The sequence below is a fragment of the Vibrio sp. Makdt genome (genome assembly GCF_027587015.1).
Lineage (GTDB): Bacteria > Pseudomonadota > Gammaproteobacteria > Enterobacterales > Vibrionaceae > Vibrio > Vibrio chagasii_B.
This window is the reverse complement of the sequence record NZ_JAPPTH010000007.1, coordinates 179209-192458: the sequence shown is the minus strand read 5'-3', so window position 1 is coordinate 192458 and position 13250 is coordinate 179209. Positions and strand designations below refer to the sequence as shown.

Sequence of the window (13250 nt, the reverse complement as noted above, 5' to 3'; positions counted from 1 at the left end):
AGATAATCTGTTGTTTATCTTGATATCGTTGCATTATACCCTTTGGTAACAAGCCTGCAACTTATTTCTACATCGTACGATAAAAAAGTTAAAGAGGCATTTTTCAAATTTCATATTATACTTCCAATGCAAACCAACAAGCGGAACAAAAATATAATGAAAAACAAAACTCTACTGGCTTTATTAGCCGCAGCCTCTCCACTCTTCGCCAATGCTCACAACTTATCTGTAGGTTCAACTCTTCCTGCCGTTGATGTTAGCAACTATGGTGAAATCGTACTAAAAGACGGAGCTACAGGATATCAAGCTTGGGCAACCAAGGATCTTCTGGGTAAAGTCCGTGTCGTTCAAGCTATCGCAGGCCGCAGCAGCTCTAAAGAGCTTAATGCACCACTGATGGCAGCAATTACAGCATCCAAATTTTCAGAAGATAGCTACCAAACCACCACCATTATCAACCAAGATGATGCAATTTGGGGCACAGGCTCTTTTGTAAAATCATCAGCTGAAAGCAGCAAAGAAGAATTTCCATGGTCGTCTATGGTTCTTGATGAAAATGGCACCGTTGCTTCGTCATGGGCTCTAAAAGAAGAGAGCTCAGCAATTATCGTGCAAGACAAACAAGGTAAAATCTTGTTTGTGAAAGAAGGCGCACTTAACGAATCAGAGGTAACGCAAGTTATTGAATTGATTAAAGCGAGCCTTTAATCAGATATTCGCGTCTTTTTCGAGACCTTATCAAAGGATATTGTTATATTGTAACAGTATCCTTTTTTAATTCTGTGGTTAATCATCCTCATGTGGCAAAACACCCCCAACAATGTGAAACGCAAAACAAGCTTCTTGCTTGGGCTTATGCTCATGCTAAGCGTGTTGGCAGCAACACATATGGTGGATATTGACCCAGAGCATCACACCTCACACCACTGTGAGCTGTTTTCCATAAATCAGTTCATTACCTCGCACTCGTTACCACAAGTTCCAGAGTTTCATTCAGAGTTTACTGTTGTTATCACGGAGTCAGTAACCTCACTACAGCGCCTGTATTTCGCTTATCTAGCGCGCTCTCCTCCTGTCAAAATTACTTAATTACCACTACTTTTTAATTAACCTTTATTCAGGAAAAAAACATGAAACCTTCTATTTTAGCCGTTGTTATCGGCATGACTGTCTCTACTAATGTTCTAGCTAACGAAGAATTCCGCTCTCACGGTGCACACGTACATGGTCAGGTTGAAGTAAACATCGCTCAAGACGGACAAGAACTGCTTGTTGAAGTGACAGCCCCGGGTGCTGACGTAGTTGGCTTTGAGCACGCTCCAGAAACAGCAGAGCAAAAGAAAGTGTTTGAACAAGCTATCGCGCAACTAAACAAGCCAGACGAGCTATTTAGCTTTAACAACGCGAACTGTACTCTGAAATTTAAATCAGTGTCGAACACGTTAGAAAGCGATCATGATGAGCATGAAGGACATGACCACGAAGGCCATGACCACGCTGAGCACGATCATGATGACCATAAAGACCATGACCACGCTGAGCACGATCATGACGACCACAAAGACCATGACCACCACGATCATGAAGGTCATGACCACTCTGAAGGTGGCCACGGTGAGTTCACGGTTGAGTACCACTACCAATGTTCAGATGTAGCTAAGCTAGACACAGTTAACACTCAGTGGTTCTCTAAGTTCAGCAACACTGAAAAAATGACGGTGAACCTACTAACAGATACCGCTCAAGTACAAGAAGTTCTTAACGCAGAGCGCATTAGTTTTCGATTCTAACCACTCCTAGATCGGATTAAACGTAAATAAGCAGCCAAGTAAGTACCTACTTACTTGGCTGTTCAAATCGGTGTGCTCTAAGGAATTTATGCTTCTAATTGCTGTCCAGTAGATACACCGCTTTAATTATTGGAGCTCGCATGTCTTCTGACACTTCATCACTTGTGGTCAAACTCGAAAATATTAGCTTTCGTTGGAAGCCTGAATTACCACCAACACTAGAGATCCCTTCTCTGCAGATCCAAGCTCAAGAGCACCTTTTCATAAAAGGGCCAAGTGGTTGTGGCAAGTCTACATTGCTAGGGCTGCTGACTGGAATCAACCAAGCCGAGCAAGGTGAAGTCTCTATTTTAGGTCAAGATCTGACTCAGCTTACACCTCGTCAAAGAGACAAATTCAGAGCCGACCATATAGGTTATATCTTCCAGCAATTTAATCTGCTTCCTTACCTATCAGTAATCGATAACGTGACGCTTCCTTGCCAGTTCTCAACTATTCGCAAGCAACAAGTCACAGAAAGTAAGAACAGCCTACAAGCCACTGCTCAAGATTTATTACTACGACTAAAGCTGCCTCAAGCCCTAATGGATAAACCTGTTACTGAGCTGAGTATTGGCCAACAACAACGTGTCGCCGCAGCCCGTGCCCTAATTGGCCAACCTAAAATCATCATTGCAGATGAACCAACATCCGCATTGGATCATGACAACCGAGAAGCCTTTATCGAACTGTTGCTAGAACAAGCTAACCAAGCTGGTTCTACTCTTATCTTTGTGAGTCACGATCCAACACTCGAAAAATTGTTCACTCGAACCATAGATTTAAAAACCGTTAACCAAGCTAAGGTTGTCGTATGAAAGTAATTACTCACTTAGCCTTAAAAAGCGTACTCAATCGTAAAGCCACAGCTATTCTGACCATTCTTACCGTGGCAGTGTCTGTCATTCTATTGCTCGGCGTAGAGCGCGTGAGAACCGAAGCCAAGAGCAGCTTTGCCAATACTATTTCAGGTACTGACTTGATCGTCGGTGGCCGTTCTGGCCAGGTAAACCTTCTGCTTTATTCTGTATTTCGAATTGGCAATGCGACCAACAATATCGACTGGAAAAGCTATCAAGAATTTAGCCAACACAAAGCCGTAAAGTGGGCGATCCCTATTTCATTGGGTGATTCTCATAAAGGCTTCCGTGTGATGGGTACTAACCATAGCTACTTTGAAAACTACCGCTATGGAAGTAAGCAACCACTTACTTTCCAGCAAGGTAAAGAGTTTAATGAGCTATTTGATGTGGTGATTGGTGCCGATGTCGCGAAAAAGTTAGATTACAAGATTGGCGATCAAATCATTCTTGCACACGGTATCAGTGATGTGGCGTTCAGCCGACACGATAACCTACCCTTCAAGATTGTCGGAATACTCGCACCAACAGGAACGCCAGTAGACAAAACCGTGCATGTATCGTTAGAAGCGATCGAAGCAATTCACGTTGGTTGGGAGTCGGGTGCCAACCTAGGGCATACCCCAGATGCCGAAACCTTGAAAACCTACGATTTCCAGCCTCAGCAAATCACCGCGATGATGCTTGGTTTGAACTCAAAGATTCAAACCTTCGCACTGCAAAGAGAAATCAATAACTACCGCCAAGAACCGTTAAGCGCAATTATGCCGGGCATTGCTCTGCATGAATTATGGGGCATGATGGCCGTAGCAGAGCAAGCATTGCTGATTGTTTCAGGGTTTGTAGTGGTTGCCGGTTTACTAGGAATGCTGAGTAGCCTACTAACGAGCTTGCAAGAAAGACGTCGCGAGATGGCTATCCTGCGTGCAATGGGCGCAAGGCCTCGCCATGTATTTGGTTTGCTGATTAGTGAAGCCAGTGCTCTGACCTTCTTAGGCATCACATTAGGCGTTGCAGTGTTGTTTGCTCTAATCGCAGTAGTTGCTCCTATTGTGCAACAAAGTTATGGTATCAACATATCGATATCCGCAATCACACCACACGAGTGGAAATTGCTTATGCTGGTGCAAATTGCCGGAATAATTATCGGCTTCATTCCCGCTTTCAGGGCTTACCGCCAGTCATTGTCTGATGGCATGACGATTCGAATCTAAAATAGGAACCTACGATGCAACGCAAATTCCTACTGATACTTGGGCTAATGATGTTCCCATTTATCAGTACAGCTCACGCTGAAACACCTCAGAATGAGGAATCGGTATTAACACTCGAATGGATTGATTTGATTCCAGAATCAGAGCGCGCTCAACTAGATTCGTTTGGCATGCCGATGGTTGACCATAACAGTATGGAAAAGCCTCAACAGTCGACACTTGGAGCGGTTCGTCCGGAGTTAAACGGCAGTAAGGTTAAGATCCCAGGGTTTGTGATTCCATTGGAAGGCGATGAGAATATGATCACTGAGTTTCTGTTAGTGCCGTACTTTGGTGCATGTATCCATGTTCCACCACCGCCACCGAACCAAATTATTTACGTTAAGTTCCCTAAGGGCGCGCCAATCCAGCAATTGTGGGATGTTATCTATTTGGTAGGTACGCTGAAAACAGAATCTATCAGTCACGATCTAGCGCAAACGGGCTATCTGATTGAAGGTACTGCAATTGAAGAATACGACGACATGTAGTCGTTTGGAGGGTGGCTCAGCGATGAGCCGCCGTCACTGAATAAACCAAGTTATTCAATAACAGTTTAATAACGATATTGTTCCTCTAAATTACGCAATGTAATTAGATAAATAAGCTAGCACACCCACATAAGTCGCGAGTAATAAACCTATACCAAGCTGCTTTTTCAGCTTGTTATCATTGACTTGATTCATAACTCCTCCTTGATAATTACAACAAATTTAACATTTTATTATCATTATCAAAAGTAAAATTTTGTTGAAGTCTTCAACTCTGCACGCAAAATCTAGCCACCAATCAGATAAAGAGTTACATTTTAGACAGTTATACCAATCTCAGTAAGTCAGTGATCTGCAATAGCGTAGGGAAAAGCCTTGAGAGCAATGACTACGATTGGTATTGATTCGTCTCCTAACGGTACTCTTATGTCAGAAACCAAACAGCCAGTGATCATTGAGCATGCTAGCGACACACAGCACAAGCATGAGAAAAAGCCTCATATTGCCGACAGTGCCAGTCGAATGCTGCACATTGCCCAAAGCTTCGGTTTAGATTCCTTAATTAGTCATAGCGAAAAAACGAACGATAAAGCCGCTAGCACTCTGATTGAGCGAGCGTTATTGCGAGAGAAGAAACGTAAGGAGCTGCGCCAGAAGAACCTAGAGCAGATCCTGAAACTGGCCCACTCTTCATGTAAAGATGAAGCTGCTGGCGACCCGGATCAGGACTGGTTATATCGCTTTTTCGATATGGCACAAGAGATCCACAATACCTCGATGCAAAGGCTCTGGGCTCAGGTATTGAAAAGAGAAGTCACCAACCCAGGCTCTACGTCGATGAAGGCGCTGCAAATCCTAAAAGATATGACACCAAAGGAAGCACTGACCTTGCAGAGAGCTGCTTCACTGGGTTGTAGCTTTGGTAGTGACAACAGTAAAAAGCTGTTGCTTGGTTTTAAGTCTCACGCAGGGCTGTTCAGTTTTGGTAAAAGAGACACCACCAACACCATTAACCTTGGTGGGCATAACCTGCCCTACTCTAGTCTTCTCCACTTGATTGAACTTGGCATTATTCTAGGCACGGAGCTAGAGTCTGGAGAGATCGACTTCGACCCTGCATTGCATCTGACGTATCAAGGTAAGAGCATGTCACTGGCGCCGTTATCAAAAGGCGTGAAGTTGGTGTACTACCGATTCAGCCCTACTGGCAACGAACTGTGTACCTTGCTTGGCAATAAACCCAACATGCCTTATTACGACCAATTGATTGCGCTATTGAGCCAAAAATTCACGGTGCAGACAGAAGTGAAAAGCAGTGTGAACTACACCGTCTAGATAATAGACGGTGTAAAAACTGAAAAATATTGAGAAGAAAAAAGAGAATCTAGAGGATAGGTTTCTTGTCTCGGTAGAGTAAGGCTGCACTGCTTTTAGCGGGCAAGCAGACATACTGATGGGCAGCCTTAGTCATACCAGCGGTCTCAATTGGCTAAAATGTTACGCTTCTCTAACGCATCAATGCACAACTCTACCAATTCATCGATCGTCTTCTCTCCTGCAGGTAGATCAATCTCAGGATTCTGTGGCGCTTCGTAAGTCGAACTAATCCCCGTGAAATTAGGAATTTCTCCCGCACGTGCTTTCTTATATAAGCCTTTAGGGTCACGCTGTTCGCACACCTCTAATGGTGTATTCACAAACACTTCAAGAAACTCCCCTTCAGGCAATAAGTCGCGTACCAGCTGCCTTTCAGCTTGGTGAGGAGAAATAAACGCAGACAGTACAATCAAACCAGCATCAGCCATCAATTTAGCTAACTCACCGATACGACGAATATTCTCTCGACGGTCTTGCTCAGAAAAGCCAAGGTCACTACACAAACCATGACGAACATTATCACCGTCCAGTAAATAGGTATGGTAACCAAGTTGCGCTAAGCGATTCTCAAGTGCTCCAGCTACTGTCGATTTACCAGAACCAGATAATCCAGTAAACCAAAGCACAGCAGGCTTTTGTGATTTCAGATCCGCGCGGAATCCTTTATCAATCGAGTGTTGATGCCACACAACATTCTCATCTTTGTGTTTGAGTACTGCGGTCATAAATAGTCCTTTAAATAAACAGCATTAAAATGGGAAAAAGTAAGGAATTAGGGTCAGTACCAAGCCCGAGTAAACAATCGAGATTGGGATACCGATGCGCAGATAATCTGTGAGGTGATAATTACCTACGCTATAAACAAGTAAGTTAGTCTGGTAGCCGTATGGCGAAATGAAACTGGCACTCGCACCAAACAATACCGCCATGATGAATGGCATTGGGTCAACGCCATAGCCTACCGCCATGCTGTAGCCGATCGGGAAAGAGAGTGCCGCTGCGGCGTTATTGGTGACTAACTCTGTCAGAATCAGAGTCATCAGATAAGTCGCGACCAAGGCACCAAATACGCCCCAGCCATTAAAGGCCTCCATAAACATCTGCCCCATACGTTCAGATAAGCCAGATGAAATCATCAGTTGAGCAATAGAGAGTGCAGACCCAACAATCACAACAATATCAACCGGAAAGCGGCGGCGAAGCTCACTCAGCTGCACGATACCAAATGCTACCAGCAACAATAAGAACCCAGCTAAGCCTTTAATTATCGGCACCATATCAAGCAGCGCTAAGCCAATCACACTGGTGAAACCGAGTAGCACGAGTGCCGATTTATCTGCATCAAGCTTGGCACTCGAATCCAAATCATTCATCAACACAAACTCTTTGTTGTGTTGCTGGCGCTGCTCTTCAAAACGTTTGCCAGGCACCAGAATTAAGGTATCACCTGCCGTCAGCGTGATGTTACCCAAACCACCTTCAAGACGTTCATGGCCACGACGAATCGCCACGACCACCGCATCAAACCGGTCTCTAAACTGGCTGGTTTTCAATGTTTTATTACAGAAGCTTGCCGACGAGCTCACCACTACTTCAACAAAGCTCTGTCCGTTGAGGTGGTGCTGACCAAATAGGGTTAAACCTTGGATTTCTTGTAGTGTTGCCACGCTCTCTACATCACCACAAAACAGCAAGCGATCTCGAGCCTGCAATACAAAATCAGGGTCAATCGAGGCGGTGGTTTTACCGTCACGAATCACTTCCGCTAAGAAGAGTTTTCGCAATGCTCTTAAGTTGTTTTCACTAACACTACGACCAACCAACGGAGAGCCTGGCTCAACTCTGGCTTCTAAGAAATAAGGTAGATCATCTTGCGATCCATCATCGTAGCTAGGTAAGAAGTAACTCAGAGGAATAAGGATCAACACGCCACCAGCCAAGACCGCTAAACCAATCAAAGTGGGTGTAAAAAAGTTTAGGCTCGGCAATCCTGCATCTTCAACAAAGCTATTGATGATCAAGTTGGTTGAGGTGCCGATCAATGTCAGTGTTCCACCCAAAATAGCGGCGTATGACAAAGGAATAAGTAACTTAGAAGGCGCGTGCTGCTGATTACGTTTGATCGCACCGATCAAAGAGACCACTACAGCCGTGTTATTGGTAAAGGAAGAAAGCAGCGCTGTAGAGATACCCAACTTTGCCACCACTGTGCCTAGCCTACCTTCAGAGATATTACGGCTAACCCAGCTGATCAAGCGAGTTTTCTCCAACGCACTCGATGCGAGGATCAAAAGAATTAACGTCAGTAACGAAGAGTTAGTGAAGTTATTGGCTAAGCTCGAAAGGTCGATCATCCCGCCCATAAAAGCTATAAACGCCGCGCCAGCAAAAATAAAGCTTGGCTTAATACGGGTAACGAGCAGGCAAGTAATAATGCCGAGCAAAATCGCTAATACAAATCCTTGTTGCCACATATACCCGTCCTTTATGGCGGAAACGATCAGTTTCCGCCTGATTCAATAAGCTGTTACTCAGTCGTTTATGACTTCAGTAGTTGGCTTAAATCTTTGGCATCCCAATGCGGGAAGTGCTTGCGAACCAATGCATTAAACTCAAGTTCAAATGCAGAGAAGTTACCGACTTGCTGTTCAACAGAGTCCAAACGGTCTCGAATCAAACCCGCACCAACTGTCACGTTGGTTAGGCGGTCAATAACGATGAAGCCACCGGTATCGGCACTTTCACGGTACTTATCCAGTGCGACAGTCTCGTTCAATGACCACTCACACAAGCCAATACCATTCAGTGGCAACTCATCGACTTCGTGAGTCGAGAGGTTGTTGATATCGTATTGGTGACGAACCGTTTCAACCTGACCAACAGTCTTCTTACCGGCGATCTTGATATCGTAAGCTTTGCCCGGTTGCAGTGGTTGCTCTGTCATCCACACGATGTCTGCCAATACGTGGTTAGTTGATTCAATCTGAGCGTTTTCCAACACTATCAAATCACCACGACTGATATCGATTTCATCTTCAAGGGTCAGCGTTACCGCCAAGCCCGCCTGGGCAGATTCCAAATCACCATCAAAGGTTACGATACGTGCAACCTTAGAAGTTTTTCCTGATGGCAACGCCTTGATTTCATCACCAACGCTGACACGGCCAGAAGCCACAGTACCGGCAAAGCCGCGGAAGTCTAAGTTAGGACGATTCACATACTGCACTGGGAAACGGAACTCACCCGCAGAACGTTTTTGGTCAATATCAACGTTCTCTAACACTTCCAATAGAGATGGGCCTTCAAACCATGCTAGCTCTTTACTTGGTGCAGCAACGTTGATGCCTTCAAGCGCCGAAACCGGCAAGATCTGAATGTTAGTTTCGCCTTCTAGGTTTTCTGCAAACTCTAGATATTCATCGCGAATCTCTTCAAAACGATCTTGTGAATAATCCACGAGATCCATCTTGTTCACTGCAACGATGAAATGCTTCAAACCAAGCAAGTTAGAAATAAACGAGTGACGACGCGTTTGATCCAGAACGCCCTTACGAGCATCAATCAAGATCACCGCCAGATCACACGTTGAAGCGCCTGTTGCCATGTTGCGCGTGTACTGCTCATGCCCTGGGGTATCAGCAATAATGAATTTACGTTTTTGCGTCGAGAAGTAGCGGTAAGCAACATCAATGGTGATGCCTTGCTCACGCTCAGCCTGCAAGCCATCAACAAGCAGTGCTAAATCAGGCTTCTCACCTGTGGTACCCACTCGTTGGCTATCCGAGTGAACCGCTGCTAACTGATCTTCATAAATCTGTTTTGTATCATGGAGTAAGCGACCGATTAGCGTACTTTTTCCATCATCCACCGAGCCACAAGTTAAGAATCTAAGCATAGATTTATGCTGATGCTGACTCAGATAACCTTCAATCCCTAGTTCAGCCAATTCGGCTTCTACTGCACTATTCATTTTTCTTTCCTTAGATTCTTAGAAATAACCTTGGCGCTTTTTCAGCTCCATTGAGCCCGACTGATCATGGTCAATCGCTCGACCTTGACGCTCACTGGACGTCGCCACCAGCATCTCTTCAATAATGCCTGTTAGCGTATTCGCCTCAGATTCAACCGCTCCGGTTAGTGGGTAACAGCCTAAAGTACGAAAACGAACGCTTTTCTCTTCAATCACTTCACCTTCTTGCAGCTCCATACGATCATCATCAACCATGATCAGCATGCCATCACGCTCAACCACCGGGCGTTTATCTGAAAGGTAAAGTGGAACAATATCGATGCTCTCTAGATAGATGTATTGCCAAATATCCAGCTCAGTCCAGTTTGATAGAGGGAATACACGGATGCTTTCGCCCTTGTTAACCTGACCGTTATAAGTGTGCCAAAGCTCTGGACGCTGGTTCTTTGGATCCCACGTGTGGTTCTTATCGCGGAAAGAGTAAACACGCTCTTTCGCTCGAGATTTCTCTTCATCACGACGAGCACCACCAAAAGCAGCATCGAACCCATACTTGTTTAACGCCTGCTTAAGGCCCTGAGTTTTCATGATGTCGGTATGCTTAGAAGAGCCGTGCACAAATGGGCTACACCCCATTGCTAGACCTTCAGGGTTCTTATGTACCAAAAGGTCAAAACCGTACTTTTTGGCTGTGCGGTCACGGAACTCAATCATCTCGCGGAATTTCCAGTCCGTATCAACGTGTAACAGCGGGAATGGAATCTTACCTGGGTAAAACGCTTTGCGAGCTAAATGAAGCATCACAGAAGAATCTTTACCGATGGAGTACATCATTACTGGGTTATCAAACTCAGCCGCCACTTCACGGATAATATGAATACTTTCCGCTTCTAGCTGTTTTAGGTGGGTTAAACGTTCTTGGTCCATTTCAGTGCTTCCTTTAAGGCTCGCGTTACGAGCAATTCATTACTTGGTCTCACCAAGCAAGGGATTTAGCTCATCCACTTAGTGAATGGGAGTATTGGCACTAGAAGAAAACAGAAGCTTCGATTGAGCTGTCCTTGCTATTCATCTGCCTGATACGTCCTTGATATAGGCATTATGACGAGCCGCTCATATTACTGGAAATTCTAAAATTTCATTTTTTATTCGAAAAGCTGATAAGGCGTGTAATAAATAGATAACCAGGTGAAATGAATGGACTAATCTTATCGATATCATTTGTGCATGGATTGAGCAGCTTTGGGAGGCATCTTGCAGAACACCATAAAGTAATCGATCTAAGTCACGAATTAACATTCGTTGTAATCATTGTTTCATTCCATTTTGTTACATTACGCAACGAATTTTCTTCTATCCACTTTGGAGCTACAAAATGAAAGTTGCAATGAAACCTTTATCATTGGCTGTACTTGCAGGTCTTGGTCTGACACTCGCAGGCTGCACAACAACACCAGATACCGATGAAGTGATTAAACTACGTGTCGTAGAGACAACTGACATCCATACTAACCTAATGGATTACGACTACTACAAAGACAAGCCATCACAAAAAATTGGCTTAGCACGTACTGCAACTCTAGTAAAAGAAGCTCAAAACGAAGTAACAAACAGCGTATTAGTTGATAACGGTGACCTACTGCAAGGTAGCCCAATGGGTGACTACATGGCAGACAAAGGCATCGTTGCCGGTGAAGTTCACCCTGCTTACAAAGCAATGAACCAGCTAAGCTATGATGCAGCGAACATCGGTAACCACGAGTTCAACTACGGCCTAGAGTTCCTAGAAGAATCTATCAACGACGCTGATTTCCCATACATCAGTGCAAACGTTTACGATGCTGAAACAAAAGAGCACTACTTCACGCCTTACATCATCAAGACACACACGTTCGCAGATACAGCTGGCGTAGAGCACGAGATCAAAGTGGGTTACATCGGCTTTGTTCCACCACAAATCATGACGTGGGATAAAAAGAACCTTGAAGGTAAAGTGATCGCTCGCGACATCGTTGAGACAGCGAACGAGCTAGTACCTCAAATGAAGGCTGAAGGCGCAGACGTTATCGTTGCGATCCCTCACTCTGGCGTATCTCAAGACCCATACAAAGCAGGCGAAGAGAACTCGACGCTTTACCTATCTGAAGTAGAAGGTATTGATGCGATTGCATTCGGTCACTCTCACGCCGTATTCCCAGGTAAAGGCTTCGACAACATCCAAGGCGTTGACAACGAAAACGGCACTATGAACGGTGTTGCGGCAGTAATGCCAGGTCGTTGGGGTAGCCACGTAGGTGTTATGGACCTAACACTGGCGCAAAAAGACGGTAAGTGGGAAGTCGTAAAAGGCCAATCTGAAGCTCGCCCTATCTACGACAAGATCGAGAAGAAATCACTGGCTGCAGCAGATGAAGGCATCGTAACTGCACTAGAAAAAGACCACCAAGGTACTCGTGATTTTGTAAACCAACCAATTGGTAAAGCAGATGACGTGATGTACAGCTTCCTGTCTCTAGTACAAGACGATCCAACCGTACAGATCGTTAACCTTGCACAAAAAGATTACGTTGAGCAATTCATCCAAGGCGACCCTGATCTAGACGGTACACCAGTACTTTCTGCAGCGGCACCATTCAAAGCAGGCGGTCGTAAGAATGACCCAGCAAACTTCACTGAAGTGGAATCTGGTCAACTAACATTCCGTAACGCGGCTGACTTGTACCTTTACCCGAACACGCTAGTTGCGATGAAGGTAACGGGTCACGAAGTAAAAGAGTGGCTTGAGTGTTCTGCTGGCCAATTCAACCAAATCGATGTGAACTCAACAGCACCACAACAGCTGATTGAGTGGGATAACTTCCGTACTTACAACTTCGATGTTATCGACGGTGTGAATTACCAAATCGACGTAACTCAGCCTGCGAAATACGATGCAAACTGTAAAGTGGTTAACCCTGATTCTCAGCGTATTGTTGACCTAACTTACCAAGGTAAGCCAATCGACATGAAGCAAGACTTCCTGATCGCAACCAACAACTACCGAGCTTACAGCGCTAAATTCCCAGGCACAGGTGAAGACTTCATCGCATTTGATGCACCAGATGAGAACCGTACTGTACTGGCGAACTACATCTCTCGCGTAAGCAAAGAGCAAGGCCAAGTGAGCCCAACAGCTGACAACAACTGGTCATTCGCACCAATCAAAACGGATAAAAAGCTAGATATCCGCTTTGAAACGTCGCCAAGTGAGAAAGCGGCACAGTTCATCAAAGAGAAGGGTCAATACCCAATGAAACGTGTTGCCACTGACGATGTTGGTTTCGGCGTTTACCAAATTGATCTAACTAAATAGATTACTCTAGTAATCAATAGTTAACCTTCTAAAAGGCTGAGTTTAACGACTCAGCCTTTTTCTTTTCTTATCTAAATTCTCAGTGTAAAGCCTTAACTTGCGAAGCTTAAACTCCTGC

12 protein-coding genes are annotated in these 13250 nt (G+C 44.8%); 8 read left to right on the top strand and 4 right to left on the bottom strand.

Features of this window, described 5'->3' with window-relative positions; genetic code table 11:
• Window positions 1-156: 156 nt before the first annotated feature.
• The 7 genes from OH460_RS11485 to OH460_RS11455 all read left to right on the top strand — a co-directional run bounded on the left by OH460_RS11485 (window position 157) and on the right by OH460_RS11455 (window position 5768).
• Window positions 157-708, top strand: a complete 552-nt coding sequence (locus OH460_RS11485; RefSeq protein ID WP_061033934.1) for a YtfJ family protein — start codon at window positions 157-159, stop codon at window positions 706-708.
• Between the two features lie 90 nt (window positions 709-798).
• Entirely contained in the window at window positions 799-1089 is a 291-nt protein-coding gene (locus tag OH460_RS11480; protein ID WP_269997146.1) for a DUF2607 domain-containing protein, read from the top strand.
• A gap of 41 nt (window positions 1090-1130) precedes the next feature.
• Window positions 1131-1790, top strand: a complete 660-nt coding sequence (gene zrgA / locus OH460_RS11475; RefSeq protein ID WP_269997144.1) for a zinc uptake protein ZrgA — start codon at window positions 1131-1133, stop codon at window positions 1788-1790.
• A 140-nt stretch (window positions 1791-1930) separates the two neighbouring features.
• The gene (locus OH460_RS11470) at window positions 1931-2647 is read left to right on the top strand and encodes an ABC transporter ATP-binding protein (RefSeq protein ID WP_269997142.1); all 717 of its coding nucleotides are present in this window, start codon (window positions 1931-1933) and stop codon (window positions 2645-2647) included.
• A complete protein-coding gene (locus OH460_RS11465) occupies window positions 2644-3903 on the top strand; it encodes an ABC transporter permease (RefSeq protein ID WP_008220483.1) in 1260 nt (419 codons plus the stop codon). The genes OH460_RS11470 and OH460_RS11465 overlap by 4 nt, the downstream gene beginning before the upstream one ends.
• A gap of 14 nt (window positions 3904-3917) precedes the next feature.
• Window positions 3918-4433, top strand: a complete 516-nt coding sequence (locus OH460_RS11460) for a DUF3299 domain-containing protein (RefSeq protein WP_061033917.1) — start codon at window positions 3918-3920, stop codon at window positions 4431-4433.
• A 426-nt stretch (window positions 4434-4859) separates the two neighbouring features.
• The gene (locus OH460_RS11455) at window positions 4860-5768 is read left to right on the top strand and encodes a TIGR03899 family protein (RefSeq protein WP_032498533.1); all 909 of its coding nucleotides are present in this window, start codon (window positions 4860-4862) and stop codon (window positions 5766-5768) included.
• A 146-nt stretch (window positions 5769-5914) separates the two neighbouring features.
• Here the strand turns inward: OH460_RS11455 and cysC are convergent, their stop codons facing one another.
• The 4 genes from cysC to cysD all read right to left on the bottom strand — a co-directional run bounded on the left by cysC (window position 5915) and on the right by cysD (window position 10743).
• Window positions 5915-6535 (bottom strand): adenylyl-sulfate kinase, encoded by a 621-nt coding sequence (cysC, locus tag OH460_RS11450; RefSeq protein ID WP_008220490.1) that lies wholly within the window; start codon window positions 6533-6535, stop codon window positions 5915-5917.
• Window positions 6536-6559: 24 nt separating this feature from the next.
• The gene (locus OH460_RS11445; protein ID WP_008220492.1) at window positions 6560-8284 is read right to left on the bottom strand and encodes an SLC13 family permease; all 1725 of its coding nucleotides are present in this window, start codon (window positions 8282-8284) and stop codon (window positions 6560-6562) included.
• 65 nt (window positions 8285-8349) lie between these two features.
• Window positions 8350-9780 carry a sulfate adenylyltransferase subunit CysN gene (cysN, locus tag OH460_RS11440; RefSeq protein ID WP_061033918.1) on the bottom strand — a complete coding sequence of 477 codons (1431 nt, stop codon included), beginning with the start codon at window positions 9778-9780 and terminating at the stop codon, window positions 8350-8352.
• Between the two features lie 18 nt (window positions 9781-9798).
• Window positions 9799-10743: a sulfate adenylyltransferase subunit CysD gene (gene cysD, locus OH460_RS11435; protein WP_258166798.1), complete on the bottom strand. Its 945-nt coding sequence runs from the start codon at window positions 10741-10743 to the stop codon at window positions 9799-9801.
• 412 nt (window positions 10744-11155) lie between these two features.
• Here cysD and OH460_RS11430 point away from each other — a divergent pair, with 412 nt between their 5' ends.
• Window positions 11156-13132 carry a bifunctional 2',3'-cyclic-nucleotide 2'-phosphodiesterase/3'-nucleotidase gene (locus OH460_RS11430; protein ID WP_269997133.1) on the top strand — a complete coding sequence of 659 codons (1977 nt, stop codon included), beginning with the start codon at window positions 11156-11158 and terminating at the stop codon, window positions 13130-13132.
• Window positions 13133-13250 lie beyond the last annotated feature (118 nt).